This window comes from Thermococcus sp. 5-4 (genome assembly GCF_002197185.1).
Lineage (GTDB): Archaea > Methanobacteriota_B > Thermococci > Thermococcales > Thermococcaceae > Thermococcus > Thermococcus radiotolerans.
The window spans coordinates 1,136,716-1,161,657 of sequence record NZ_CP021848.1 but is presented as its reverse complement, the minus strand read 5'-3'; the positions used below and the strand labels follow the sequence as shown (position 1 = coordinate 1,161,657).

Here is a 24,942-nt window from a genome sequence, read left to right as displayed (position 1 = left end):
TATCCAGCGGAGTCTAAACTGCTCACTCCTGACCGGAAAGGCTAAAGGAGTGACCACACTATGGACAATCATGGCCGACAAGGAACTTGCCAGGGAAGTTCAGGAGCTCAGAAAAGCCCTTGAGGAGCTCAGGGAGAGCTTCGCAGTTGTCTCCCAGATGGCGCAGGCCTATCTGCGGCTCATCAACATATACGCCCAGTACGGTGGGCTCAGCATAGACCTTGTCGTCCCTGAGGTCAGGGGCGACCCGATAGCGCGTGAAATCGTCCGGATTCTCTTCGACCTTAAGAGGGCCAACGTGAGTCAGATAGCGCGGGAGCTGAAGGGGAGGCGCGGAAAGGCCTCACGGAACACCGTTAGGGCTAAGCTGGCCGAGCTGAAGGAGATGGGTATCGTTGTCGAGGCTCCCGGCGAGAGGGGGAAGGTCTACGCCCTCTCCCGCGAAGTGGTCAAAAAGTGGCTCGAAATGATCGGAATGCCGATTAAGCTTGACCAGACTAATGATTATTGAGGTGGTTGATATGGTGGATGAGAACGTAGGAGTCCCAAAGAAGCTGGAGGAACTCCTCGACGAGCTGGTCGAGGGGATAAGGAACGCAAAAACTGAGGAGGAGGTCGAGCTCCTCAAAAAGAAGGCCGAGATCGTGGAAGACCTCATCGAGACCTACGAGGGCGACAGGGACCTCGACAAGATACCGGCCATCATGGATAAGGTCGGGGACATGATGGAGGACCTCCTCCAGCCGCTCAAGGAGTTCCTCAACGAGCTCTACAGTCCGGAGAGGGTTCAGGCAATGGGAAGGAGCGTGGCCGAGTTCTACAAGAACCTGGCCGAGGCCGGGATGGACAGGGATGCGGCCCTTGAGCTGACGAAGGAGTACATGGAAGCGATAAACCCCGGAAAGAAGCTCATGGAGATGATCGCTAGCTTTGGAAAAGGCGGTTTCGGCAACATAAATATTCCCGGCCCTCCGCGGGGCCCCGGAGGGGATGAGCGAAAGGAGGAGTGAGCTTGGGGCTTTTTCACTTTTTTCTTCGACTGCCAGTGATAGCGTTCAGGATGGCTGGCATAGTTAGAGTATCAAATCGGGCGAAGCGGCGGTTCAGGAGGGAACTCGTGGAGAGCGGCCTTCCGGATGAGGTTGTTGAGGAGTTGGTTAACTACTTCAACCCGTCCGCGCCGCTTAGGGAGATGCTTTTCAAGTTTTCTGAGAGATAATCACTCCGTTTTCATCTAAAAATTCCTCTTTCAAGTTGTTTTAGCGCGTTGTTTGTAGTCCCTTGCAAACCTCTCATAAATAAGCTCGTCGAGATATCGCCCATTACTCCAGACGTGCTCTCTGAACCGTCCACTCAAAGAGAACCCATTCTTTTCAAGGACACGTATGGAGGGTAGATTGTTCTCATGAACCTTCGCCCAGACCTTGTGGAGGTTGAGATGAGTAAAAGCGTAATCACAGAGGAGCTTCACTGTCTCCGTTCCATAGCCCTTCCCTCTCTCTTCCGGTGAGAGGTAGTAGAGTATCTCCCCCCACCTTGCTTGCCAGTTAATCCAGTTGAAGCCAGCTATGCCCACGAGCGTTCCCTCTTTGTTCTCAACGACCGCAAAGATAGGCGCTTTGTCTTTGTTCTTCTTCAGCTCCTCATAAAACTCCTCCTCTTCCTCCGGAAGGGTGAAGTGAGCGGAGTTGAAGAGGTGTCTGACGGTGCTCCTGTCGTTGAACCACTCCCAGCTCTCTTGGAGGTCTTCCCTGAGGAGAATCGCCAGAGAGACCTTTTTACCCTTCAAAATTATCGGTCTCATCTCCCTCCCCCATATTACAACACGAAAGCGTTTTAAAGGTTTTACTGTGAAGTTGTCTCAAGTGGTGCCGATGGAACGGTGGGTGAGGGGTACCCTACTGACGGCCGTGCTAACTGCGATGATTCTCTCCAATCTCTTCATTGACCTTGGATACGCACAGAGATGGCTCGATCTCGCCGAGTTAATTTTCCTTGTCGTTGCTGTCGTTAGGTTCTCGGGATACAGCAGAGAAGAGCTGGGCCTCGGCGGGGAATTCAGCCTTCTCAAGCACGTTCTGTTTCCCCTTGCATTCTTCATCCTGCCACTAGTCGCGGTCCTCTTCGTGCCCCACAGGAGTGTTTCTCCCAAGATTTTTGCCCTCTATTTTCTCAACTATCTCCTCATCGCTGGTCTGCCCGAGGAGCTTCTCTTCAGGGCGCTTCTCTTTGCCTCCTTTGAGGAGCGCTTCGGCGGGATAACTGCCCTAGTTGGGAACTCTGTAATTCACTGGCTCATTCACTTTGGGGTTGTTTGAACATGTCCCAGCTGATGGCGGCGTTGGTACTTTCCTCCTACCGTCTGACGTTCCGACGGATTGAACCCCTGATTATTGCCCACGCCCTTTGGGATGCCGTTTTTATCGCGCTGAAGCCCAGTTTTGTTGGTTCATGGGGCCTCGTTATCATGGCACCCTTCGCTGGAGCGTTTCTCTCGATTTTAATTTACCTTGCTGGCCGTAGCCAGCAAGCAGAACTTAGTGTAGGGTGAGTTCCATGAATCCGGTCATGGTCTTTGTCGTTGCATTCCTCCTTTGGGCCTCTAAGGGAATCTACATCGGTACGTTAGTGGAGCGTTTCAAGGGCAGATTCAACGAGATAACCGCTTACTGGCTGATCACATCTTTGTTCAACGTTCTTTTGGCAGTCCTTGTAACCCTCCTCTGTCCCGACGTTTACTTTGTCAGCTGGAGCTTTTCGATTAGGGAGTTCCTTATCTTCTTTGCCCTTTCGGTCCTCGCCGTCATCCCTGGCTTAAAGGAACTCTGGCGCTTCATCGAGCCGAAAACTGAGGAAGAACAGAAAGCCGCAGAGCCTTTCAGGAATTTGGGCCTTATCGAGGCTTCGGTTCTCCAGATCATAAGCTCCGCCCTCCCGGAGGAGCTGGTCTTCCGTTACATCTTCCTGGGCCTTCTCTCGCTCTGGAATCCATTTGCGGGTCTGATCGCCGTGTCTGTATTCTTTGGCCTCGGCCACATGTTCTCCCACAGGGAGCGCGGATGGGGTCTTCTCATCTCCAATGTCCTGTCGGGTATAGTTTTCGGCCTGGCTTACCTATATACCCGGAGCCTTTTGGTGGTCATGGTAATCCACTGGCTCGGCAACATGATTCCTTGGGCCATGATGAAGTACACTGGGGTGAGAAACGTTATCGCGGCGGCAACGGCCTTGCCCCTTGCATCACTCTTCGTTTTCCGGAGCGAAGTGCGGGGGATCTTCGAATACTTGGCAGGAATTTACACGGCCTCGGGACTGTTCTGGGGGCTGATAATTGGACTCGCGATGCTCGGGGTAATCTACGCCGGGATTAAAATTTTAAGTGCTAAAAACGGTGAATGACCGTTTCCATACTTTTTCCTTCCACCCTCACGCCGAGCGCGATTTCCTTTCCCATAACCTCGACCCAGCCGTTCCCCCAGAGCTCCTTGACATTTGGTTCCCTCTCTCTGAGAATCTCGACCACAACGGCTTTTCCACCGAGCTCTCCCCCAACGAGGAGCTTATTGCCAGTGGGCAGCAGTGAGGTGGCGCTCCCCTCTCCGAGCTCAACCTCACGCCCACCGACCCGGATCCAGAAGTTTTCACCCCTGTACCCGGCGAGGACGAGCTTTTCCCTCCAGAGGCGTGCTGTTAAAGCGATTCCCTCCGCAAGGACTTCCTCATGGGAAGGCTCACCCTCTTTACCGAACTCGAAGGCATGGACCTTCCAGCTTCCCTCTTTGACGCTCCCGATGAGCTTTAAACCGCTCTCGGATTGGAGCAGGGCCGTGAAAACCTCATCCTCCCAGTTGCCAAAGTCCCTCAGCCAGAGGAGCTTCCCCTCGGGAGAGACCTTTCCGATGAAGAATCCCTTGTCTCCGGGCCTTCCGGTTTCTCCTGCGATGAAGATCCCCTCCCCTTCAGGGAGGATTGAATAGACCGCCCCATTGTTCCTGACGTTGAATTTCCGCTCCCAGAGAACGTTCAGGTTCTCGTCAAGCCTCGCTAGGTAAGCCTTCCAGCCTTCGCCACCGTCTGGTGTGGCCTTCCCCTCAACGGCACCGCCGATGAGGTAGCCATCGTAGAGTTCCGCTATGCTGTGGCCTTCCCAGTCGTTCTCTCCCGCCAGGAAGTGAATCTCAACGATATCCTCTTCATCAATCCTCGCAAGCATAATCCTGTAGTTCTTTCCATCGTGGACGCTTCCAACGACCAAATCCCGAGCTATGGCGACTGGAACGGTCTCAACGCCGAAGGAGTGAGTTTTCATGTCCAATCACCGATAAAAAAGAGAGCGGCGGGTTTAAAATGTATGCCTTAAGAAAAGAATGGTAAAAACTTCAGCCCGTGGGCATTCCAGTTTCCATCGGGCTGCTGATTATTGCCTCGTACTCGTCCTGCGGCAGAACCTGCGGTTCGTAGGTCACGCCGTACTGCCTCGCGAGCACGCCGGTGAACGCCCTCAGGTGGTTCCTGCTTCCCATCATGAGGTTCTCGAAGACGTACTCGATGTCCTGGTTGTCGGTCTTTTCCAGCCAGTCCTGCAGGTCTTTGATGTCAACTTCCTCTATGAGGGCGCCGACCGCAAGTGCCGCCTCCTCGCTCTTCATGCCCTCCTCTATGAGCTGGTCGTAGAGGGCCTGAAGCTCGGGGTTCTCGAACTCGCCGATGTCTTTATCTGCGGCAGGGTCAGTGAGGTTGTACTTTTCTATCAACGCCAGCACCATGTCCATGTGCGTCTGCTCGCTTCTCGCTATGTTGCTGAATATCGGAATTTCCCACTGGTCGTAGAGGGTGAGGTAGACGTCCCTTGCGAGCTTCTCCTCCTCGCGCATGTAGAGGATGGCCTGTATCTCATCCACGCTGAGGTCTTCCGAAGGAAGCGACGCGACGTAATCGGTGCCGTATCCATCCACCGTACCGCCGGCGGTCACGTTTGAAGGCGGCCCGCGGGGAGCCGCTTCGGCACCACGGGCGGACGTTGTGGTCGTGGAGGAGTCGCTTGTTATGCACCCCGCCCCGAATACGCCGAGGAGAACGACCCCCATGAGGAGCAGTCCGAATGTTTTCTTTCCCAGCATTTTCATCACCTTCTCCCATATGTAATTCTAATATTACATATGTGCCAAAGCTTTATAAGCCTTTCGGGTTACAGAAATGGGCAACAGGCTTATATCCCTCCATGAGAAACGGTATGCATGAACAACCGCCTGAATGCCGCCTTCCTGCTCATACTCCTTGCCAACGTCCTGAAGAAATCGCCGGTTTACCTCCTACTGTACTTCTTGGCGTTTGCCCTCTTCTCGCGGAGGGAATGGAAGAGCCTGCCCGTGCTCGTGGGGCTTGCTATCTCCCTCGGATTTCTCGCTGAACTCATTGGAACGCGGCTCTGCCTTCCCTTCGGCTGCTACGAGTACGTAAACCTCCAGCCCCAGCTCTTCGGTGTCGCCCTCTTCGTGCCCTTAGCCTGGGCGATTTTTGGCTCCGTCGCCTATCTGGCGGCGAGTTTCTTATTCCCTGGTAAGGTCAGCCGGCTTCTATTCGCCTCCCTGCTCATGGTGGTCTTTGACCTCGCCATAGACCCGCTGATGACGTCCTGGAACGCCTGGATGTGGAAGACCTCAACGTCCATAAACTGGTTCGGAATCCCTTGGACGAACTACCTTGGCTGGTTTCTCGTCTCGCTGCTCATATTCTACCTCTACGAGCGGCTTTCAAGCCCTTCAATATGCTCGTGCCTCAAGAGGTTCGGGCCAGCTATATACCTCCTCGAAACCTTCACCTTTGCCCTGTACGCTCCGGCGAGCGTGAAAACGCCCACTGTTACTGCGTTTGTTCTTTCACTGGCTCTGCTCATTCCTCTAACAATAGGGAGGCTGAAGAATGAGGGTAGTTCTGGTACCGATGCGAGTTGAGGTCAACAACTTTGAGGCCAACTGGCGGGAGTTCGAACGAAGATTCAGCGGGGCCCTGCAACATGAGCCTGACTTCGTCGCCTTTCCTGAATACTGCCTGACGGGCTTTATCGAGTGGGATTTCAGCGGGGCGAAGCTTTACGACGAGATAGTCTCTCGAGTGGGCAGGCTTGCCAGGGAGGCGGGCGTTTACATCGTCTTCGGTCTCATTGAGCCCTACAAAAACTGTGTCTACAACTCCGCCCTGCTGATCGGCCGGAACGGTGAGATTCTGCTGAAGCACCGCAAGTTCCAGGAGCCGATGAAGTTCTGCACCGGCAACACCGTGAAGACGGCAAGAACCGAGTTCGGAAAGGTTGCGATAATCATATGCGGCGACCTGTACAACAAGAGGATAGCGAAGTGGGTGCGAAGGAAAAAGCCGGACTTCATCCTAGTCCCGATGGAGTACTCCCCGGATTACGGCGAGCCCAACGAGGAGGACGTTGAGGCGATGGCTGAGAGGGTTAAGCTCCTCGGCGCTAAGACCTTCGTCGTAAACAGCCACCCGCCGGGAGGTGCCTGGGTCTTCGACTCCGATGGGAAGCTTCTGGCGTCATCGAGGGGAGATGAGATTCTGGTTGTGAAGCTTTGAGCTCCGAAACCCTTAAGCCCAGCCCTTCCAAAGATTATCCGGTGGTTCCATGGAGCTCTATGACGTTTCCGAATTCTGGAAGTTTGACCTCCGCGTCGGCCTTGTAAGGAAGGCCGAGAAGTTGAAACGGACGAGGAAACTGATAAAGCTCGACGTTGACTTTGGAACCGAACGGAGGACGATAATAACGGGCATAGCCGACCAGCACAGTCCGGAGGAGTTCGAGGGTAAGAAGTTCATCTTCGTCCTCAACCTGAAGCCGAAGGAGTTCTCGGGGGTTAGGAGCGAGGGGATGCTGGTGGTGGCGGAAAACGAGGACGGGAGGGTTTACCTCCTGCCCGTTCCGGAGGAGGTTCCAGAGGGAACGAAGGTGTGGTAGCATGTGGCGCTCGGCCAAATTCGTTGACGATAACGTTGCCTTCTCGAGGATGCCGACGAGGCGTGAAATAGATGAAGTTGCCGAAACCTTCGATGCGGTGGTTGTGCTCGTTGAGGAGTTTGAGCTCCCCTACAGCCTAAGCGAATGGAAGAAACGGGGCGTTGAGGTTTTCCACAGTCCCGTTCAGGATTTCTCGGCCCCTACTCTGGAGCAGCTCCTCGAAATCCTCCGCTGGATCGAGGCGAGGGTTGCGGAGGGCAAAAGGGTTCTGATCCACTGCATGGGCGGCCTCGGAAGGAGCGGAACGGTTGCCGTTGCCTGGGTGATGTACTCCAAGGGGCTTCCTCTGAGGGAAGCCCTGAGAAGGGTTCGCAGGGTACGGCCCGGTGCGGTTGAGGTGGAGGAGCAGATGGGGATTCTGAAGGAGCTGGAAAAGCTCCTCAGAAGCCGTTGAAGCTCACCACCTCTTCGAGCCGTCTCCTCTCGTACTTCGGCTTTGGGTCTGCCGGATAGCCAACGGGTAGAATCGTCTGGAGCTTGTAGTCCTTTGGTGTGTTCAACAGCTCTTCGACCGGCTTCGGGTTAGGAGGGGTGTAGGTTACCGTTCCGAGGCCGAGCTCCTCAAGTGCAAGGAGAAGGTAGCCGACCGCTATCCAGGTTGATTGGAGCCAGTACGGTGCCTTTGTGTGTCCGAAGACGAGTATCAGATAGGGCACCTCGCTGAGGAATGGCTTCTCCGGTTTGAAGCCCTTGGCGTTCAGCCAGGCCATCAGGTCACCCTTCGTCCTCGAGTAGAACTTTTCCTCTTCCCCCTCGCAGAGCTCCCTTATCTTCCCCTTGAGCCAGTCGTCATCCACAACCACGAACTTCCAGGGCTGGGCGTTCATGCCGCTCGGCGCTTCCTTTGCCGCCTTGATTGCCTTCATCACGTCCTCCTTCGGGGGCCTCTCCGGGAGAAACTGCCTCACGGTCTTTCTCCTCTTCGCCAGCTCAAGAACGCGCATGGCATCACCGGTTCCCTTTGGACGGAAACGGATAAAAACGTTTAGACGTAGAACACCATGCCATCGTAGGCTACCAGGACTTTGTTTCTCCACCGTCTCCTCACGTACTCCGTCAGCTTGAGGAATGGGAGGTTTTTGTGGGAGATGTGGCTGAGGACGGTCCTCTCCGCAAGCTTAAGCCCTATCTCGGCCGCCTCATCAACGTTGTTGTGATACGGGTCGTCGGTCCCTGGGGGATAGGTTGCGTCAACTATCGCCAGCCTGAGCGGGGCCTTCTCCCCGAGGAACTCCCACGTCTCCGTTGGAAGACCTTTGGTATCGTAAAGGAGGGCAACGCTCTTTCCGTCCTCCTCGATGAGATATCCGAGGGTCTCGACCTGGTGGTTTAGCCGAAAGGCGGTGATTTTGAGTGTGTCGAGCTCGATGACGTCGCCCGGTTTCACGACCTTCGGCTGAAGGTTCTTGGGCTCGCGGAGAATTAGAGCATCGGCGTGTCCCTCCGGCGCGTAGAGCGGGGTTTCAAGTGCCATCCAGCGGAGTTTGTAGAGGCCGTATATGTGGTCGTGGTGCCAGTGGGTGAGGAAAATCGCCTCCAGCGGAACGTTCAGGAAGTCCCTTATGTCGGTTCCAACGTCGAAGAGAACGGCTTTTCCCGTTTCGGTTATGATGGCCAGTGTTGAGGGCCTCCTCTGGGCGAAGCCGAACTTCCTCGCCTCGCTGCATGTCGGGCAGGTGCAGAGGTGGGCCGGAATTCCCTCGCTCCCACCGGTGCCGATGAAGTAGACTATCAAACCCACCACCTATTTCATGGCTGTGAAATAGTTCCCTTATAAGGATTGCCACCAACTCCTGAACATGAAGTTCATAGCGGACATGATGCTCGGCCGGCTCGCGAGGTGGCTCCGGCTGTACGGCTACGACACGCTCTACGGCATTGAAGATGACGATGAGATACTTCGGGTTGCCCTGGCTGAGAACCGGGTTCTCCTGACCAGGGACTCGGGTCTTGCAAAGAGGGCGGAGAAGTTCGGGGTTGAATCAATCCTGCTGAACTCGAACTCCCTTGAGGGGCAGGTCGAGGAACTCAGGCGTTTTGGCCTGAAGTTCAGGGAGCTTTTTCCGGCCAACGCACGCTGTCCCAAATGCAACGGACTGATAAGACCCGCTTCGAAGGAAGAGGTTAAGGATAGAGTCCCGGAGAGCGTTTACGAGCGCTATGACGAGTTCTACGTCTGTGAGAACTGCGGTCAAATCTACTGGCCGGGAAGACAGTGGAGGGAGATGCTGAAAATAGACCGGAAATTAAGAAAAGAAGGCTAGTGAAGCGGATGGTGGCAGGCAACGAAGTGGTTGTGGCCTATCTCCACCAGCTCCGGCTCGTGGGCTATGCAGACCTCGCTCGAGAACGGACACCTTGGATGGAAGCGGCATCCCTTCGGCGGGTTGGCGGCGTTGGGGACTTCTCCGGTTATCTTGAGCTTCTTCTCCTTCTTCCTGCGCGCTATCGATGGAACCGCCTGGATGAGGGCCATCGTGTACGGGTGGGCGGGGTTCTTCAGGACCTCATCGGTCGGGCCGATCTCGACTATCTTGCCGAGGTACATCACCGCTATCCTGTCCGCTATGAGCTTGCCGACCGCTATGTCGTGGGTTATGAAGAGCTGGCTGAGGTTGTACTCCTCCCTGAAGGACTCGAGGAGCTCGAGGATCGAGGCGCGCATGGAGACGTCTATCATCGAGACCGCCTCGTCCGCCACCACGAACTCCGGCTTCAGGACCATCGCCCTGGCTATCACGACGCGCTGCCTCTGGCCGCCGCTTAGATGGTGGGGATAGCGGTCGTAGAACTCATCTTCCGGGGTCAGGCCGACGCGCTTCAGCATTCTGAGGGCTATCTCCTTCGCCTCCTCCTTCTCGGCTATCCCATGGACGAGGAGCGGATGGGCTATCGCATCGCCGATCTTCATCCTGGGGCTCAGGCTTGCGTAGGGGTCCTGGAAGATTATCTGCATCCTCCGCCTGAAGGGCCTCATCTCCTCGCGGGAGAGCTCCGTTATATCCGTCCCGTCGAAGATTATCTTGCCGTCAGTGGGCTCTATAAGCCTCAAAACGGTCCTTCCGGCGGTCGTTTTACCGCAGCCGCTCTCACCGATGAGCGCCAGAACCTCTCCCCTGTCTATTTCGAAACTGATGCCGTCAACGGCCTTGACGTAGCGCGGCGGCTCCTTCCTGAGAACCTCCAGGATGTTTCTCCTTATCGGGAAGTACTTCTTCAGGTTCTCAACGCGAAGCAGTGGCTCGCTCATTCCCCTGCACCCCCGTAGAGATGGCAGGCCACGAAGTGGCCCTTCTCGTACTCTATCATCCCTGGCTCGACCGCGTCACAGAGGCCCTTAAGCGTCGAGCGCTCCTTGAAAACCGGGCACCTCGGGTGGAACCGGCAGCCCCGGGGCGGGTTCCTCAGGTCGGGCGGGTATCCCGGAATCGCCCTGACCTCGCTCTCCTTCCAGAGGTCCGGAACCGCCTCGATGAGCGCCTTCGTGTACGGATGGAGCGGGTTCTCGACTATCTGCTCGACGGTTCCGAACTCGACGAGCTTCCCCGCGTACATGACGGCTATCTTGTCGCTCCTCTCGGCTGCAAGCGAAATGTCGTGGGTAACGAAGTAGATGCTCGTTCCCTCGGCCTTGAGGGCGTCTATGAGGTCCATTATGGAGTCCTGCACGATAACGTCCAGAGCTGTCGTCGGCTCGTCCGCGATGAGGAGCTTCGGGTTGAAGGCCATCGCCATCGCTATGCTTATCCTCTGCCTCTGGCCGCCGCTGAGCTGGTGGGGGTAGTAGTCGAGCCTGTCGGGCGGGAGGTTGACCTTCTCGAGGAGCTCCTTCGCCCTCTCCCTCGCCTCATCCTCCGGGACGCCGTGGACGGTCATGACCTCGACCATCTGGTCGCCGACTTTCCTGAGGGGGTCGAGGCTGGTCATCGGGTCCTGGAATATCATGCTGATGTCCTTTCCGCGGATCTTCCTAAGCTCCTCCTTGCCAACCTTCAGCAGGTCCTTTCCCTCGAAGATGACCTCGCCCGAGACTATCTTCCCCGGCGACGGGACGATATTCATTATCGCGTGCGCGACCGTGGATTTTCCGCTTCCGCTCTCCCCGACGAAGGTGACCCACTCTCCCCTGTCAATGCTGAACGTCACGTTCTCGGCCCCTTTGACAACCCCAGCGAGGGTGTAGTAGTAGATGCTAAGGTTTTTGACTTCCAGCAGCATTCACATCACCTCGTTCCAAGGGAGAGCCTCTCGCTGAGGGCCTCTCCTATCAGCGCGAAGGCCATGGCCAGGAGCATTATCATTATTCCCGGGAAGAAGACCAGCCACCAGTAGCCGTCGAGGAGGAACGGCTGGCCGACGCGCAGGTCGTATCCCCAGTCGGGCGTTGGCGGCGTTACCGACAGTCCCAGGAAGCTCAGGCCGGCCTCCGTTAGTATGGCATCAGCGACGCTGAGGGTGAAGACTACCAGTATGGTTGGTGCGAGGTTGGGCAGGATGTACTTGAACATGACCTCCTTGTCCCTCGCGCCTATCGCGTGGGCCGCTTCAACGAAGAGCTGGCCGGTGAAGCTGAGGGTCTGCCCGCGAACCATCCTGAAGTAGGTCGGCACGTAGACGAAACTTATCGCTATGGCCGTGTTTATCGGACTCGGGCCCAGAACCACCGCGATGACCATCGCGAGGATCAAAGCGGGGAACGCGTAGATGCTGTCCATTATCACGCTCAGCGTTCTGTCGATTTTTCCACCGTGGTAGCCGGAGAGCAGTCCGAGGGGAATTCCTATCGCCATCGAGAGCAGCGTCGCTATGAATACGACGTAGAGGACGACCCTTGAGCCCCAGACTATCCTCGAGAACATGTCCTGGCCGAGCCTGTTGGTTCCCATGAGGTGGTCCCAGCTGGGCGGGGCGAAGACGTCGTCGCTGCTCTGAGTCGGGTCGTAGGGCGCTATCCAGGGGGCGAAGATCGCCATTATGACCACGATGAGGACGATGATTATGCCGAAGATGAGCATGCCCCTGCCGGGCTTCTTCCCAAAGACGAACTCGGTAAGTTTTCCTGCTATCTCCATCTTGACCACCTCAGTACTTCACCCTCGGATCGAGCAACGCGTAGACTATGTCTACTATGAGGCTGATGATGCCGACGAAGAATGCGAAGAATATCACCGCACCCTGGATGGCGTTGTAGTCGCGGTAGTCTATCCTGTCCACGAGGAACGTTCCCATTCCCGGCCAGCTGAAGGTCGTCTCGGTAAGAACCGCACCGCCGAGGAGTATGGCGAACTGGAGTCCCATGAGGGTAACGACGGGTATGAAGGCGTTCTTCAACGCGTACCACATGACCTTTCTGTCGGCAACACCCCTGGCATAGTAGGCCCTTATGAAGTCCTGGCTGAGGACGTCAACCATGTTGTTCCTCACCAGCCTCGTGTACGCTCCGCTGAGGACGATTCCGAGGGTGAGCGCCGGCAGAACCAGGTGCCTCACCGAGCTCACCAGCGCGTCCCAGTTTCCGGTGATGATGCTGTCCAGGACGTAGAGGCCGGTTACCGTGTGGAGGTTGACCCCCGGATCGAGCCTGCCCGAAGTGGGCAGCCAGTGGAGGTGGATGCCGAAGAGGTACTGGAGCATCATGCCGAACCAGGGTATGAAGAGCGTGTAGGCGATTATGCTGTAGACCCTCATGGCACTGTCGGTCTTCGTCCCCTTCCTGGTGGCCCCTATCACTCCGGTGAGGAGGCCCAGGAGCACGCTGACGGTGAAGGCCCAGAGGGCGAGCTCAAGCGTCGCCGGGAAGCGCTGGGCTATGTAGTCCCACACGGGCTTCCCCATCGGGAACGCCAGCGTAACCCCGAAATCGCCGTGGAGGACGCCCTTGAGGTAGTCGAAGTACTGGACGTAGAGGGGCTTGTCGAGCCCGGCCATGTGCATGAGGTGCTCCAGCTGCTCCGGGGGAATGTTCTTCGTCCCCACGACGGCCATAACGGGGTTTCCGGGGAGGATTCTCAGGAAGAAGAACACGAGGGTGTAGAGAATGAGAATCGTTGGAATTATCATGAGCGCCCTGATTATTATGTACTGACCGAGTCCCCTGGCCACGTTATCACCCCTTCGTTAATTGAGACAAAAAGGAGTGAAAGAAGGAAATCACTCCTTGTAGAGGGTCGAGTAGCGGAATATCATGTCCGGCCCTATGGTTACTCCCTTGACGTTCTTCTGGGTCACCACGAAGAGCTTGCCCTGTATCAGCGGTATGTAGGGAACGTCCTGGGCGAGTATGTCCTGGACCTGCTCGTAGAGCTTCGTCCTCTCGTTCTGGTCGCTGAGCCTCTGGGCCTGGCTCAGGAGGTCGTCCATCGTCGGGTTGGAGTAGCCGGTTCCGGCCCACTTGTTGGCGCCGGTCTTGAGGAACGGCGTGGTGTAGTCATCGGGGTCGAGGTAGTCTGGATACCAGCCGAGCAGGTAGACCTGCATCTGGCCGTTCCTGGCGTAGTCGGTGTAGGTTCCCCATTCGGCGCTCTTGATGGTGACCTTTATCATTCCGGTCTTCTCCCACTGCTCCTTGAGTATCTGAGCAAGGTCAGCCTCGGTGTCGCCGTAGTGGGTCGGCGTGTACCAGAGCTGTATCTCCAGCGGGTTGCTCTCGGAGTAGCCAGCTTCGCTGAGGAGCGCCTTGGCCTTCTCTATGTTGCCGTCGCCGTAGGCGGTCTTGAAGACGTCCTTGTGGCTCCACATTCCGTTCGGGACCAGGCTGTAGAGGGGCTCGACGGTTCCCATGAAGACCTTCTGGGCTATCTCCGGCCTGTCAACGGCCGCCGCGAGCGCCTGCCTGACCTTGACGTTGCTCGTCGGGTCGTTCTTGGTGTTGAGGCAGATGTAGCGGATGAATCCGCCCGGAACCTCTATGACGTTGAAGTTTCCGTCCTTCTTCAGGCTGTCTATGTCGCTGGGCCTGAGCGTCCTCCAGGCGATGTCTATCTCGCCGTTCTGGAGGGCGAGGCGCATTGTCGAGGCGTCGCGGTAGAACTTGATGATTATCTTCTCGGTCTTGGGCTTCTCGCCGTAGTAGTTCGGGTTGGCCTCGAGAACGAGCTCCTCATCGCGCACCCACTTGGTTATCTTGTAGGGGCCGGCACCGCCGGCGGTCTGGTCGCTCTGTATCTGGTCGGGGGCGTAGTCGGGATGGACCGGGAAGTACGGCGGGGTCGTGAGGAGGGCCAGGAAGTACGCGGTTGGCTGCTTGAGGTAGAATACAACCGTGTAGTCGTCCTTCGCTTCAACCTTGTCCACGAAGTCCGTAACGAGCCAGGACGGGTCGCCCTGGATGGTCATTACCCTCTCGATGCTCCTGACGACGTCCTTTGCGGTTAGAGGCGTTCCGTCCGCGAATTTAAGGTCCTTCCTAAGGTGGAAGGTCCAAACGGTCGAGTCCTCGTTGACCTCCCAGCTCTCCGCCAGAGCCGGCTCGATTTCCAGCGTTCCCGGCTTGTACTTCACCAGACCTTCCATGACGTTGTTGAGAACCTCCCAGGTGTAGAAGTCGTAGGCGTTCGCCGGGTCGAGGTCCGTTACCTTGTCAGTGACTCCAATAACTATCGTCGTTGGTTTTTCTTCGCCGCCACCGCCGCTTATACAGCCGCTGGCCACGACCGAAAAAACAACCAAAAACACCAGAGCCAATGTCGCGTACTGCCGTCGCATAAGGTGTCACCGATGAATATTTACGAGCATCCATGGATTTAAACCTTTCGTAGTGTTCGTTATCGAACCGACGAAGTCCGAACCTGGGGAGGGGACAAAGTTGATATATGCTCTACCCGATCTTCCTCCATGGACTGGGAAGAATGGAAGCCCTTCTATCTCCGCATCGTTCGGGAGATGGGGTACTCGATTGAGGGTGATAGAAGGGCCGCTAGAATCCTCAGGGCGCTTCTCCTTGAGGGGGACGAGTACATCCTGCGGGACGAGCTGGCGGCCGTCGTCGAAAAAAAGGTCTACGTCTTCGGCTGCGGGCCCAGCCTGGGGGATGCCCTCCGGGAGTTTGATTTCTCCGATGGGACGTTGATAGCCGCCGACGGGGCAACCTCCGCACTCCTAGAGCAGAATATGGTGCCGGACATCATCGTCTCCGACCTTGACGGTAGGATTCCCGACCTGAAGCTGGCGAACGACCGGGGAGCGTTCATGGCAGTTCACGCCCATGGGGACAACGTGGATAAACTGACCGCCTACGTGCCACTCTTCTCGAGGGTCCTGGGAACGACCCAGACGGAACCGCTGGACATCGTTTATAACTTTGGCGGCTTTACCGACGGCGACAGGGCCGCTTTTCTGGCCGAGGAACTGGGCGCGAGGGAGATAGTTCTGGTTGGCTTCGACTTCGGCGAAACCGTGGGGAGGTGGAGCAAGCCCGGGTTGAGGGAGCACGCCCCAATATGGGAGAGCAAGAGGAAGAAGTTCGAGTTCGCGAAGGAACTGCTGGAATGGCTGGATAAGAATGGGAAGGCGAGGATAGAGTACCTCAGACCAAGTCCTTGAGCTTCTTGACCTTTCCGGCTTTTATCTCGACGTAGCCGGCCCTCTTGAGGAAGCGGAGGACCTCCTCGACAGCCTTTGGAGAGTAGTTGATGACCAGGGTTCCCTTCTCGGTGGGTATCGAGATGGGTGAGGCCCTCACGAATCCCTTGACCAGGTCTTCCTCCGGAACCTTCTCGTTGCCAAGGGACTTGAGTATCTCCCCTGAAAGAATCGAGCGGCCTATCAGTGCGAAGTAGACCTTGAGGAGGTAGTCCTCGGGGAAGTAGCGCGATGCGATTTTTCCGAGGGTGTTTATCTTGGCTATGTCCAGCTCGAGTATCTCGAACTCGTACTCCATGGTGAGGTCCGCGAAGGCGAACTGCTTGGCTATCCTCTCGGCGCTCTCGGGGCTGTGGACGAGGTTGAAGGGGAACTTGAACTCGAAGCGGAGCTTCGTGACGTCAACGCCTTCCCTCAGCTTGATGACGCCGTCACTGTAGTCTATGGCGCCGTTCCTCGTGAGCTGGTCGAGGAGTTCAGCCACCCATGGGCCCTCCTGGAGGAGGGTCTCGAACCTCTCGCCGACCTTGATGTGCTCCAGTATGTGGTTGAGGCTCTCCTTGAACGAAACGAAGCCCTCCCTGAGGGCCTCCCTGTCGGCCCCCTCTATGACGTCTATCTGCGCGCTTATCTCCTCAAGGGTCCCCTCGAGCAGATATCCAACGAACGCCTCGTATCCGAGTCTCTCATGAAGCTCGAACTTGATGCCTTCCCTTCTCAGGTCTTCGAAAAACGATTTCTTTACGGATTCACTCTTCGTGACGAACCTCATTCTATCACCGAACCGGAAACGGTTAAAAGCCTTATAGGTTTTTGGTTTCTGGAGGTGAGCGCATGGGCGAGAAGCAGTACCTGCTCGACAAGACCCTTGAAACCTGGAAGGGGAAGAGGGTTGCGATAGCGGTTAGCAACGAGCACTCCTTCACCGGAATCCTGGAGGACTTCGATGAGGAGGTCATACTCCTGAGGGACGTTGTGGACATAGCCGGGAACAAGGCCAAGGCCCTCGTGGTGAAGATAGACGACCTCAACTGGATAATGCTCCTGTGAGGGATCGGAATGAGGGGCATCGCCTTCGTTGGCTTCAAGAAGAGCGGGAAAACGACGACGGTTGAGGCCGTTGCGAGGGTCCTCAAGGAGAGGGGCTACCGCGTTGCGGTGGCCAAGAGCATGCACGCCGACTTCGACAGGGAAGGGAGCGATACGTGGCGCTTCTCAAAGGTCGCCGATGCCGTCCTGGTAAGGGCGAACGATACAGATGCCCTCCTCTTCAACGCCAAGGACATCAACGCGCTGTTCTCGATGGTTTCCGCCGATTTCCTCCTGCTCGAGGGATTCAAATCGATTCAGCACGTTCCCAAGGTAATATGCGCGAGGAACGAGGAGGACGTGAGGGAGCTCAATGACGGTCTCGCGATAGCGGTGAGCGGCGTTATAGCATCTGCCGGCGTGGAGGAGGTTGAGGGCCTTCCCGTCATAGACGGCACCAAGGAGCCGGAGAGGCTCGCGGATTTGGTGGAGAAGAGGGCATTCATGCTTCCCAACATAGACTGCGGCCTCTGCGGCTTTGAGTGCGCCGAGATGGCGAGGATGATAGTGAGGGGCGAGAAGACGACCAAGGACTGTGTGGTCCTGAGTCAGAAGCCGAAGGTGACAGTTAGAATAGACGGCCAGGTACTGCCGATGAAGGACTGGGTGCAGGAGCTGGTTGAGAAGACGATAAAGGGAATGCTCTCGGCGATGAAGGGCTACCGCGAGGGGAGAAGGATAGAGATCGTGATTAGGGACGATTGAAGTCAGACGACCTCAACCCATACCTCCCGAATTTTGTCCCCTTCCAGCACAAATGCCCCGTAGTTCCCCTTCTCGTCGACTATCAGCCAGACGACCTGCCAGAGCCTCATGCCCCTCAAGTCCCTGCCGCTCGGTCTCGGCGGGCACTTCAGGTGGGAATGGAAGATGCCGACAACCTCAAGGCCCCTTTCCTCGGCCCGGTCTATGGCATTCACCATCTCGACCGGCTCCATCTCGAAGGCGGTGGGCGAGTTCAGCCTGTTGGGGACGAAGCGGACTTCCTCGACTTCAATCCGCTCCCCGTTCCTGCGGCCGAAGAGCATGCCGCATATTTCAATCCGCGAATTTTCCGCCGCTTTGATAATCCGCTTTAAATCTTCCCGGCGAATAACCATCATCATGTCAAGAAATTTCCCGTTAACCTTATAAGTTTTGGAGCGCCGAGAGGTCTTTGCCGGTGATAGGATGAAATGGGCCCTTACCCTCCATGGTGGGGAAAACCACGGTGAAACCATTATCCTCCACGCCGACAGCGCCGATGAGGCGCGGAGGATGGCGATAAGGGAAATGAAGCGGAAGGACGCAAGGGTTTTCGAACTCGAAAAGCTTGAGTGACTCCCTTTTCTTCCCCCTAATGCTTGAACGGTCCCTTCGTCTGCTCAAGCCCGTAGATTATCAGGATGAGCCCCATCCACGTTGCAACGAAGTACGCGGTTATCGTGGCGAAGTGAAGCGGTATGGCAACTAGGAGCATGAGCCCGCCCGTCTTCAGCATCTCCGCACCGGTGTCGTCGGACATCCGCGAGAGGGCGCGGTAGAGGAAGTAGAGGCTCAAGAACTGCAGGACAAGAAAGACCACATGGACCGTGTTTATCACCGCGGGGCTCGCTTCCACAGGGGTTATTCCAAGGGTTTTGCTCCATCCAGAGATTCCAAGGACTATCTTAGCTCCGTAGAGGGGGAGTGAAGCTATGAAAACGATGAGCGACCTTTTGATGGCCTCCTTATACTCCGGAAGCTCCCCCATGAGGAGCCAGAGGCCTACGACGGCCAGAGGATAGATGTACATCATCAGAATCAGCGTGAGCGCGAAAAGAACCTCAAGCCTTCTAACGTTCATGGAACCACCGTAGAAGAGTCAGCCTCAAAAGTTAAAAGGTTGAGGGGTTCGGCCCCTCGCCCCGCATGAACGCTGGGTCTCGTGGTCAACCGCGTGACTGCTTGAACTGCTCCTGAATCTTTCTGTAGTACTCCATTGTCTCCTCGCTCACGCTGGGGCCTATCTTCTTCATGGCCTCCTCGAAGTCCTTCATCGTTACCTTGACCTTCTGCCTTATCTCGTCGGCCTTCATGCCGGGCCTTATGATGCCCTCCTGCAGTCCCCTGCGCATGGCCAGCATCGCGGCTTCTCTGACCACCGCCTCGATGTCGGCTCCGGTGTAGCCTTCCGTCTTCTTCGCCAGCTCTTCGAGCTTGACGTCCTCCGCGAGCGGCACGTTCCTGGTGTGCACCTTGAATATCTCCAGTCTGGCCTTCTCGTCGGGCGCTGGGACGAGTATCAGCCTGTCGAATCTACCCGGTCTGAGCAGGGCGGGGTCTATGATGTCCGGCCTGTTGGTGGCAGCTATGACGACCACTCCGCTGTTCTCCTGGATTCCGTCCATCTCCGTGAGCAGCTGGTTGATGAGTCTGTCGGTGACACGGTTGACGTCGGTTCCCCTGCGCGGGGCGATGGCGTCAATCTCGTCGATGAATATCACAGTTGGCGCAGCCTGCCTCGCCTTCCTGAATATCTCGCGGATGTTCTTCTCGCTCTCGCCCACCCACTTGCTGAGCACCTCGGGTCCCTTGATGGCGATGAAGTTCGCCTCGCTCTCGTTTGCTACAGCCTTTGCGAGGAGGGTCTTACCCGTTCCGGGCGGACCGTAGAGGAGTATGCCCTTCGGCGGGGTGATTCCGAGTCCCATGAAGGCCTCCGGGTACTTGAGCGGCCACTCGACTGCCTCGCGGAGCTCCTCTTTCACGTCCTCAAGGCCGCCTATGTCGTCCCAGTGGACGTTCGGAACCTCAAGGAGCACCTCTCTGAGGGCTGACGGCTCGACCATCTTGAGGGCCTCGTAGAAGTCCTTCCTGGTGACTCTGAGCTCCTCGAGAACCTCCTTGGGTATGTGCTCTGCCTCGAAGTCTATCTTGCCCTCCTTGATGAGCCTCCTGAGCGCTGCCATGGCGGCCTCTCTCGCGAGCGCGGCTAAGTCGGCACCGACGAATCCGTGGGTGACCTCGGCCAGCTCCTCGAGGAGTCCATCGATAAGCCTGGCCTTGACCTCGTCGTAGAGCTTCTCGTCTATGCTCCTGAGTATCTCCGGAATCTCCTCATCATTCGCGTTCTTGACCTTCATCAGGGCCCTCTCGGCGCTCTCGCGGTAGGCGTCGTTCCTCTCCAGCTCCTCGAGTATCTCGATGACCCTGCCCCTCCTGAACTCGGGCTCGATGGGCATTCCCCTGGTGTGTATCTGGAGTATCTCCTTCCTGCCGGCCTTGTCGGGAACGCCGACCTCGAGCTCGCGGTCGAACCTTCCTGGTCTCCTGAGGGCCGGGTCTATGGCGTCCGGCCTGTTGGTTGCACCTATGACTATGACCTTTCCGCGGCTCTTGAGGCCGTCCATCAGCGTGAGGAGCTGGCTGACGACCCTCTTCTCGACCTCACCGTGGGTCTCCTCCCTCTTCGGAGCGATTGCGTCGATCTCGTCTATGAAGATTATCGCCGGCGCGTTCTCTTCAGCTTCTTTGAAGACCTCCCTGAGCCTCTCCTCGCTCTCGCCGTAGTACTTGCTCATTATCTCGGGGCCGTTTATCGCGATGAAGTGAGCGTTGGCCTCGTTCGCTACAGCCTTTGCGAGGAGGGTCTTACCGGTTCCCGGCGGGCCATAGAGGAGGACACCCTTGGGTGGCTCAATGCCGAGCTTCTCGAATATCTCCGGGTGCTTGAGCGGGAGCTCAATCATCTCCCTGACCTTCTGGATGACGTCCTTGAGGCCTCCTATGTCCTCGTAAGTTACGCCGAGCGCGGCAGTCTTGGAGACCTCCTTAACGGGCTTCTCGCTGACCGTGAACTCGGTGAACTCGGTTATCTGGACTATTCCAGCCGGGGTCGTCGCGGTGACCACGAAGGTCAGCTCCTGGCCGAGTATTCCGACCTTGATGTAGTCTCCTCTAACGACGGGCCTTCCGACGAGCCTGCTGTGGAACCACTCAACAAAGTCGTGGCCGAAGCGAATCGGCTCGGTCGGGGCCACGATGACCTTCTTCGCTTCCTTGACCTCGGCCTTTCTCACCGTAACCTCGTCACCGAGGCCGACGCCGGCGTTCTTCCTTATGGTTCCGTCCATTCTGATGATGCCCAGCCCTTCGTCCTCTGGGTAGGCCGGCCAGACGACGGCAGCGGTGTTCTTGGTTCCGATTATCTCGATGATGTCGCCGCTCTGAACGCCAATCTCGCGCATGGCCTTGCGGTCTATCCTAACTATTCCCCTTCCAACGTCCCTCTGGTAAGCAGAGGCGACCTTGAGCTTAACTTCCCTCTTTTCGGTCATCTTTCACCACCTCCAAACTTTTCATGACCGATGATCGTGAGTTGTCTGATTTTACCCGGTTGCGGGACAAGCCCACGCCGGGTTTGATCGGCAAATGGAAACAACGAAAGGGTCACTCAATCTTCACCTCGAAGCCCTCGCCCTCCTCCTTCTTTGGGGCCTTCTTGGGTATCTCTATCTCGAGGACGCCGTTGTTGTAGCGGGCCTTGGTCTTCTCCGGGATGACCTCCTCGGGGAGCCTGATGACCCTCCTGTAACCGCTGTAGTAGCGCTCGATCTTTATCGCTCCCTCGGTCTCAAGCTCCTTCTCGCGCTTCACCTGGGCCTCGAGGTAGACGGTGTCCTCGGTAACGCGGAGCTTGATGTCCTCCTTGCGTACTCCAGGCAGTTCAACCGTTATGACGAACCTGTCACCGCGGTCGAAGATGTCCACGAAGGGCTCGCGCCAGGTCTCACCCACGAACTCGTAGCGCTCTGGCTCTCTGGTGCTCCAGAGCCTCGGTCCGCGCATGATGTCCCTGAAGATGGCGTCGATCTCCTCCTGAATCTCCCTCATCAGGTCGAAGGGGTCCCAGTAACGGTCCCTCCTCCAGACCATGCTCTCACCCCCTCAACCTTTTGGTTACCAGTAGTAACTAAAAGCCCAAGGTTTATAAAGTTTTTCGTCTTTTAATGTGCATCGGTGACTAAAATCGGAGAATGGGAAAGATCAAAGGTTGCTCAGCATGCGGACGAGCGGGTAGTACACATCATCGAAGCTCTCGTTTCCCCGGAGGGGGTACACGAACGTCACGTCCTTTCCTTCAACCCTGATCTCCACTTCCCTGGACTCGTTCACCAAGACTAGCTCCGTAACCTCGAGCATATCGCTGACTATTCGACCCCTCCCGAGAAGAGAACCCCTGCTGATTCCGTTATTCAAAACCTCCTCAAGCCGGGGTCTCAGTCCGGCTACCCATTTCGGACGAAACCTTCGTCTGGTTAAAGCCTCCATCCGCTCACCCCCGGAGGTGAAAGAAGGGGAAGAGGCGCTTGACTACCACCCCCTTTGGCTTGTTGGCACATCCGACCTGTTTTTCGGGGCGGGATTCGGGCACTGCCGCGTGATGCTATCTTTGGATAATGGGTTCCACCATAGCTATGGGACTTTGAAAAATATTAGTTTTTCGCCCGAATTTTTGGAAGATTCGTTCAGTTTTCATGTTTCTACACGAAAAAGTTTGAGTTTTTGTCCGGCTAGGATTGGGTTTTTGTCATCATGCCCATTGGCTCCAGGACGGAATTCTGAGACACGGACCGGGCATCGTAGCCGAGTCCCCGGAGAATCCTTGCGAACTCCTCGGCGAAGCCGTAAACCGTGAAAACCCTCTCCGGGTTTACCCTCTCCACGATCCTCATCAGCTCCCAGAAATCAGCGTGGTTGCTGAGTTTGAGGGTTCCAAAACCGGAAACCGTAAGCTCCCAGGGGGAGAGGGAGTTCTCAACCCGGGGCGAGCGGTAGGAACGCAGGACGACCTCGCCATCGGCCGAGATGTTGCCGAAGGAGAGGCCGAACTTCGAATAAACGCGCGCCACCTTGATCATCTCCCTCGATGCTTTGACGGTGTAGCCGTGAAGGTCGAGTATCTTCATGACTTCCTGGGCTTTCCCCATCTGGTTAACGTAGAGAACCGGTCTCTTGCCCCTCTCAAGGGCTTCCTCGACGAAGGCGATTAGCTTCTTCTCGGCCTCCCTCGGCGTTGGGAACGTGAAGTGCGGAACGCCGAAGGTGGCCTCGATTACCAGGAAGTCCGCCCTTGGGAAGCGGCTCTTCTCGGCCGTTCTGAGCTTGAACCACTTGGTGTCGCCGGTGTAGAACAGCGTCCCGTTTTCGAGCCACAGCTTTATCCCGGCCGATCCGAGCATGTGGCCCGCTGGGTAGAGCTTTGCCTTAAAATCGCCGAGGTAGAAGGCCTTTCCAAACTCGATTTCCCTGTAAAAGCCGCCCTTCCTGAGGTGGCTGAGGAACTTGGTCGCCCTGGTGGAGTAGATAACCTCGCCGCTGACGAAGTGGTCGGTGTGGGCGTGGCTCTGGAAGGCGAAGCGGGCCGAGCTGTCGAGGCCGACGTTACCTATTATCATTACTTGAATATAAGCCCCCGAAACCCTTATTTAGCTTCGTTTCGATATTCCTCTGGGTGTTGAGATGTCCACTTACATCATCGAGACTGAGAAGCTCACCAAGTTCTTCGGCAGGATGAACGTTGTGTATCATCTCAACCTTAAGGTTCCCAAAGGGGCAGTCTACGGCTTTCTCGGCCCCAACGGCGCCGGGAAGACCACCACGATAAAGATGCTTACCGGGGCGCTGAAGCCGACCTACGGCGAGATAAGGATTTTTGGCCTCGATATGCCGGGTGAGAGGGTTGAAATAATGCGGAAGGTCGGCTACATGCCCGAGAAGCCTCTCGCATATGAAGACATGACGATCTTCGAGTTCCTGACATATATGGGCCGCCTCATGGGCCTTCCCAAGGAAGAGGCAATAAAGCAGGCGAGGGAGCTGATGGCCTACACAGGAGTTGGAAAGCTGGCCTTCAACAGGATAAGGGAGCTCTCAAGCGGCCAGAGGCAGAGGGTTACCTTTGCCATGGCCCTCCTCGGAAACCCCGAGCTTCTGATCCTCGACGAGCCCACGAGCAACCTCGATCCCCTCGGAAGAATGGAGTTCATCGGAAAGGTTCTGGAGCTGGCCAAGGCCGGAAAGACCATCTTCATAAGCTCGCACATAGTCAGCGAGATAGAGAGGATGTGCAACCACGTTGGTCTGATCAAGGACGGCCAGCTCATCGAACAGGGGCGCGTTAGAGACCTGGTGAACGTTGAGGGGACGGATTACGACGTTGTTGTCTCGGACAACGGGAAGCTCCTTGAGTTCCTGAAGGACAAGGTCTACGTCAGGGAAGCCTGGGAAGAGGAGGGAATCCTCAGGGTGAAGCTCGACGAGAGGTTCGCGGAGCGGTTCTTCGTTGAGCTGCCGGAGTTCATAGCGAGGGAAAAACTCGCCCTCAAGCTCTTCAAGTCCCATACGAGCCCGCTGGAGAGAATCCTGATGAAGCGCTTCAACGTGGGGTGGAAGGAATGAGCGATGAAGGCGTGAAACCCTTCCAGAGCGCCCTCTGGGTGGTCTTTGAGAGCGAGTTCCGGAGGTTGATCCGTTCGAGGAAGCTCAAGGTTCTCTTCCTCGTCACGTTCTTTCCCGCGTTCATCTACCTCCTCAGCCCGAACGCGTCAGGAACTGGCGTTGATGCCATGCTCAAGGCGTTTCAGGCGCTCATGCTCGATCTGGTCCCCAACTACTGGCTGGGTATAATCGGCCAGCTCATCGCGATAATCCTCATGAGCGACCTCCTCGCGGGTGAGATAGACAGGGGAACGATAAGGCTGCTGCTTGCGAGGCCGGTGAGGCTCAGCGAGGTTGTCACAGCCAAGTTCCTCGCCGGACTCGGTGCCCTCGCAGTTCTCTTCGGGGTTCCCTACACCGTCATCTGGCTCTACAACCCGGTCGTTTACGGCACCGGCGCGAACGGTCTCTGGAAGGGCCTGCCCGACTTCCTTCTCGCCATGGGAGCGACGCTCCTAGTTCTGGCCGCCCTCGGAGCACTGGCTATGCTAATTTCGGTCATCATAACACGCCCGCTCTACGCCTCGCTGGCTACCTTCGGGATAGTCTTTCTCCTCCAGTTCCTCCTGCCCCAGATTCCTTACGTCAAAAACCCGGAGCGCTACACCCTTGGCTACCAGACGGTGGTTCTGCTGAAGGCCGGGTTCGATAAGGTTGACTTAAGCGCCTTCGTCGGGAACTCCGCCTACACCGCCGTCTTTTTCGGTGCCGTTGGGGCTCTCTTCCTGGTCGTTGCCTGGGCGGTTCTAGTAAGCCGCGACTTCCCCGACTGATGGATAATTTAT

General features: G+C 56.7%; 33 protein-coding genes. 16 read left to right on the top strand and 17 right to left on the bottom strand.

Annotated features, from left to right (window positions below):
- The first annotated feature begins 70 nt into the window (after nt 1-70).
- The 3 genes from CDI07_RS06420 to CDI07_RS06410 are packed head-to-tail and all read left to right on the top strand — an operon-like array spanning nt 71 to nt 1,219.
- Entirely contained in the window at nt 71-511 is a 441-nt protein-coding gene (locus tag CDI07_RS06420; RefSeq protein ID WP_088180827.1) for a winged helix-turn-helix domain-containing protein, read from the top strand.
- Nucleotides 512-521: 10 nt separating this feature from the next.
- Complete coding sequence (locus tag CDI07_RS06415) at nt 522-1,010, top strand: hypothetical protein (protein ID WP_088180826.1); 489 nt, start codon at nt 522-524, stop codon at nt 1,008-1,010.
- A gap of 35 nt (nt 1,011-1,045) precedes the next feature.
- Nucleotides 1,046-1,219 carry a hypothetical protein gene (locus CDI07_RS06410; RefSeq protein WP_226996547.1) on the top strand — a complete coding sequence of 58 codons (174 nt, stop codon included), beginning with the start codon at nt 1,046-1,048 and terminating at the stop codon, nt 1,217-1,219.
- 30 nt (nt 1,220-1,249) lie between these two features.
- Here the strand turns inward: CDI07_RS06410 and CDI07_RS06405 are convergent, their stop codons facing one another.
- On the bottom strand, nt 1,250-1,804 hold the full coding sequence (locus CDI07_RS06405; protein WP_088180824.1) for a GNAT family N-acetyltransferase: 555 nt from the start codon (nt 1,802-1,804) through the stop codon (nt 1,250-1,252).
- Between the two features lie 70 nt (nt 1,805-1,874).
- Between CDI07_RS06405 and CDI07_RS06400 the strand changes: the two genes are divergently transcribed.
- Together CDI07_RS06400 and CDI07_RS06390 are read left to right on the top strand one after the other, a co-directional pair.
- Nucleotides 1,875-2,318, top strand: a complete 444-nt coding sequence (locus CDI07_RS06400; RefSeq protein ID WP_343232471.1) for a CPBP family intramembrane glutamic endopeptidase — start codon at nt 1,875-1,877, stop codon at nt 2,316-2,318.
- A 238-nt stretch (nt 2,319-2,556) separates the two neighbouring features.
- Nucleotides 2,557-3,399, top strand: coding sequence for a CPBP family intramembrane glutamic endopeptidase (locus CDI07_RS06390; protein WP_088180821.1), 843 nt, complete (start codon nt 2,557-2,559; stop codon nt 3,397-3,399).
- Here CDI07_RS06390 and CDI07_RS06385 read toward each other — a convergent pair.
- Together CDI07_RS06385 and CDI07_RS06380 are read right to left on the bottom strand one after the other, a co-directional pair.
- Nucleotides 3,383-4,309: a hypothetical protein gene (locus tag CDI07_RS06385; RefSeq protein ID WP_088180820.1), complete on the bottom strand. Its 927-nt coding sequence runs from the start codon at nt 4,307-4,309 to the stop codon at nt 3,383-3,385. The two genes, CDI07_RS06390 and CDI07_RS06385, sit on opposite strands and share 17 nt — an antisense overlap.
- Before the next feature lie 70 nt (nt 4,310-4,379).
- Nucleotides 4,380-5,120, bottom strand: a complete 741-nt coding sequence (locus tag CDI07_RS06380; protein ID WP_088180819.1) for a DUF2202 domain-containing protein — start codon at nt 5,118-5,120, stop codon at nt 4,380-4,382.
- Between the two features lie 117 nt (nt 5,121-5,237).
- Here CDI07_RS06380 and CDI07_RS06375 point away from each other — a divergent pair, with 117 nt between their 5' ends.
- Genes CDI07_RS06375 through CDI07_RS06360 form a run of 4 tightly spaced genes read left to right on the top strand, consistent with a single transcriptional unit; the run spans nt 5,238 to nt 7,421 of the window.
- Complete coding sequence (locus CDI07_RS06375) at nt 5,238-5,954, top strand: carotenoid biosynthesis protein (protein WP_088180818.1); 717 nt, start codon at nt 5,238-5,240, stop codon at nt 5,952-5,954.
- A complete protein-coding gene (locus tag CDI07_RS06370) occupies nt 5,923-6,588 on the top strand; it encodes a carbon-nitrogen hydrolase family protein (protein WP_088180817.1) in 666 nt (221 codons plus the stop codon). Before CDI07_RS06375 ends, CDI07_RS06370 begins: the two co-directional genes overlap by 32 nt.
- Nucleotides 6,589-6,637: 49 nt before the next feature.
- Nucleotides 6,638-6,967, top strand: coding sequence for a methionine--tRNA ligase subunit beta (locus tag CDI07_RS06365; RefSeq protein ID WP_088180816.1), 330 nt, complete (start codon nt 6,638-6,640; stop codon nt 6,965-6,967).
- Between the two features lies 1 nt (nt 6,968).
- Nucleotides 6,969-7,421 (top strand): dual specificity protein phosphatase family protein, encoded by a 453-nt coding sequence (locus CDI07_RS06360; protein WP_088180815.1) that lies wholly within the window; start codon nt 6,969-6,971, stop codon nt 7,419-7,421.
- Here CDI07_RS06360 and CDI07_RS06355 read toward each other — a convergent pair.
- Both CDI07_RS06355 and CDI07_RS06350 read right to left on the bottom strand, forming a co-directional pair.
- Nucleotides 7,408-7,971, bottom strand: coding sequence for a nitroreductase family protein (locus CDI07_RS06355; RefSeq protein WP_088180814.1), 564 nt, complete (start codon nt 7,969-7,971; stop codon nt 7,408-7,410). The two genes, CDI07_RS06360 and CDI07_RS06355, sit on opposite strands and share 14 nt — an antisense overlap.
- A 41-nt stretch (nt 7,972-8,012) precedes the next feature.
- The gene (locus tag CDI07_RS06350) at nt 8,013-8,762 is read right to left on the bottom strand and encodes an MBL fold metallo-hydrolase (protein ID WP_088180813.1); all 750 of its coding nucleotides are present in this window, start codon (nt 8,760-8,762) and stop codon (nt 8,013-8,015) included.
- Between the two features lie 64 nt (nt 8,763-8,826).
- Here CDI07_RS06350 and CDI07_RS06345 point away from each other — a divergent pair, with 64 nt between their 5' ends.
- Nucleotides 8,827-9,291: a Mut7-C RNAse domain-containing protein gene (locus tag CDI07_RS06345; RefSeq protein WP_088180812.1), complete on the top strand. Its 465-nt coding sequence runs from the start codon at nt 8,827-8,829 to the stop codon at nt 9,289-9,291.
- Here CDI07_RS06345 and CDI07_RS06340 read toward each other — a convergent pair.
- From CDI07_RS06340 to CDI07_RS06320, 5 genes are read right to left on the bottom strand one after another with little or no spacing between them, the layout of a single operon-like run.
- Nucleotides 9,288-10,277, bottom strand: a complete 990-nt coding sequence (locus tag CDI07_RS06340; RefSeq protein WP_088180811.1) for an ABC transporter ATP-binding protein — start codon at nt 10,275-10,277, stop codon at nt 9,288-9,290. The genes CDI07_RS06345 and CDI07_RS06340 overlap by 4 nt on opposite strands.
- Nucleotides 10,274-11,245, bottom strand: coding sequence for an ABC transporter ATP-binding protein (locus CDI07_RS06335; RefSeq protein WP_088180810.1), 972 nt, complete (start codon nt 11,243-11,245; stop codon nt 10,274-10,276). The genes CDI07_RS06340 and CDI07_RS06335 overlap by 4 nt, the downstream gene beginning before the upstream one ends.
- A gap of 5 nt (nt 11,246-11,250) precedes the next feature.
- A complete protein-coding gene (locus tag CDI07_RS06330; protein WP_088180809.1) occupies nt 11,251-12,099 on the bottom strand; it encodes an ABC transporter permease in 849 nt (282 codons plus the stop codon).
- Between the two features lie 10 nt (nt 12,100-12,109).
- The gene (locus CDI07_RS06325; RefSeq protein ID WP_088180808.1) at nt 12,110-13,129 is read right to left on the bottom strand and encodes an ABC transporter permease; all 1,020 of its coding nucleotides are present in this window, start codon (nt 13,127-13,129) and stop codon (nt 12,110-12,112) included.
- A gap of 48 nt (nt 13,130-13,177) precedes the next feature.
- The gene (locus tag CDI07_RS06320; protein ID WP_088180807.1) at nt 13,178-14,731 is read right to left on the bottom strand and encodes an ABC transporter substrate-binding protein; all 1,554 of its coding nucleotides are present in this window, start codon (nt 14,729-14,731) and stop codon (nt 13,178-13,180) included.
- Between the two features lie 129 nt (nt 14,732-14,860).
- Between CDI07_RS06320 and CDI07_RS06315 the strand changes: the two genes are divergently transcribed.
- Nucleotides 14,861-15,568 (top strand): 6-hydroxymethylpterin diphosphokinase MptE-like protein, encoded by a 708-nt coding sequence (locus CDI07_RS06315; RefSeq protein ID WP_088180806.1) that lies wholly within the window; start codon nt 14,861-14,863, stop codon nt 15,566-15,568.
- On the opposite strand, the gene CDI07_RS06310 is transcribed toward CDI07_RS06315, so the two are convergent.
- Nucleotides 15,552-16,379 (bottom strand): hypothetical protein, encoded by an 828-nt coding sequence (locus tag CDI07_RS06310; RefSeq protein WP_088180805.1) that lies wholly within the window; start codon nt 16,377-16,379, stop codon nt 15,552-15,554. The genes CDI07_RS06315 and CDI07_RS06310 overlap by 17 nt on opposite strands.
- Nucleotides 16,380-16,441: 62 nt before the next feature.
- Here CDI07_RS06310 and CDI07_RS06305 point away from each other — a divergent pair, with 62 nt between their 5' ends.
- Both CDI07_RS06305 and mobB read left to right on the top strand, forming a co-directional pair.
- Nucleotides 16,442-16,657 carry an LSm family protein gene (locus CDI07_RS06305; protein ID WP_088180804.1) on the top strand — a complete coding sequence of 72 codons (216 nt, stop codon included), beginning with the start codon at nt 16,442-16,444 and terminating at the stop codon, nt 16,655-16,657.
- A 9-nt stretch (nt 16,658-16,666) separates the two neighbouring features.
- Nucleotides 16,667-17,401, top strand: a complete 735-nt coding sequence (mobB, locus tag CDI07_RS06300; RefSeq protein WP_088180803.1) for a molybdopterin-guanine dinucleotide biosynthesis protein B — start codon at nt 16,667-16,669, stop codon at nt 17,399-17,401.
- A gap of 2 nt (nt 17,402-17,403) precedes the next feature.
- On the opposite strand, the gene CDI07_RS06295 is transcribed toward mobB, so the two are convergent.
- Complete coding sequence (locus tag CDI07_RS06295; RefSeq protein WP_088180802.1) at nt 17,404-17,802, bottom strand: M67 family metallopeptidase; 399 nt, start codon at nt 17,800-17,802, stop codon at nt 17,404-17,406.
- A gap of 64 nt (nt 17,803-17,866) precedes the next feature.
- Here CDI07_RS06295 and CDI07_RS10190 point away from each other — a divergent pair, with 64 nt between their 5' ends.
- A complete protein-coding gene (locus CDI07_RS10190; protein ID WP_168169246.1) occupies nt 17,867-18,016 on the top strand; it encodes a hypothetical protein in 150 nt (49 codons plus the stop codon).
- A gap of 16 nt (nt 18,017-18,032) precedes the next feature.
- Here CDI07_RS10190 and CDI07_RS06290 read toward each other — a convergent pair whose 3' ends face one another.
- From CDI07_RS06290 to CDI07_RS06270, 5 genes are all read right to left on the bottom strand, one after another.
- Nucleotides 18,033-18,521, bottom strand: coding sequence for a transposase (locus tag CDI07_RS06290; RefSeq protein WP_088180801.1), 489 nt, complete (start codon nt 18,519-18,521; stop codon nt 18,033-18,035).
- Nucleotides 18,522-18,606: 85 nt separating this feature from the next.
- Nucleotides 18,607-20,994, bottom strand: coding sequence for a CDC48 family AAA ATPase (locus CDI07_RS06285; protein WP_088180800.1), 2,388 nt, complete (start codon nt 20,992-20,994; stop codon nt 18,607-18,609).
- Nucleotides 20,995-21,106: 112 nt separating this feature from the next.
- Nucleotides 21,107-21,592: an Hsp20/alpha crystallin family protein gene (locus CDI07_RS06280; protein WP_088180799.1), complete on the bottom strand. Its 486-nt coding sequence runs from the start codon at nt 21,590-21,592 to the stop codon at nt 21,107-21,109.
- Nucleotides 21,593-21,703: 111 nt separating this feature from the next.
- Nucleotides 21,704-21,859 carry a hypothetical protein gene (locus tag CDI07_RS10185; RefSeq protein ID WP_168169245.1) on the bottom strand — a complete coding sequence of 52 codons (156 nt, stop codon included), beginning with the start codon at nt 21,857-21,859 and terminating at the stop codon, nt 21,704-21,706.
- Nucleotides 21,860-22,230: 371 nt separating this feature from the next.
- Nucleotides 22,231-23,115 (bottom strand): MBL fold metallo-hydrolase, encoded by an 885-nt coding sequence (locus CDI07_RS06270; RefSeq protein WP_088180797.1) that lies wholly within the window; start codon nt 23,113-23,115, stop codon nt 22,231-22,233.
- A 64-nt stretch (nt 23,116-23,179) separates the two neighbouring features.
- On the opposite strand from CDI07_RS06270, the gene CDI07_RS06265 reads away from it, so the two are divergent.
- Together CDI07_RS06265 and CDI07_RS06260 are read left to right on the top strand one after the other, a co-directional pair.
- On the top strand, nt 23,180-24,118 hold the full coding sequence (locus CDI07_RS06265) for an ABC transporter ATP-binding protein (protein WP_088180796.1): 939 nt from the start codon (nt 23,180-23,182) through the stop codon (nt 24,116-24,118).
- Nucleotides 24,115-24,930 carry an ABC transporter permease gene (locus tag CDI07_RS06260; protein ID WP_088180795.1) on the top strand — a complete coding sequence of 272 codons (816 nt, stop codon included), beginning with the start codon at nt 24,115-24,117 and terminating at the stop codon, nt 24,928-24,930. Before CDI07_RS06265 ends, CDI07_RS06260 begins: the two co-directional genes overlap by 4 nt.
- Nucleotides 24,931-24,942: the final 12 nt, after the last annotated feature.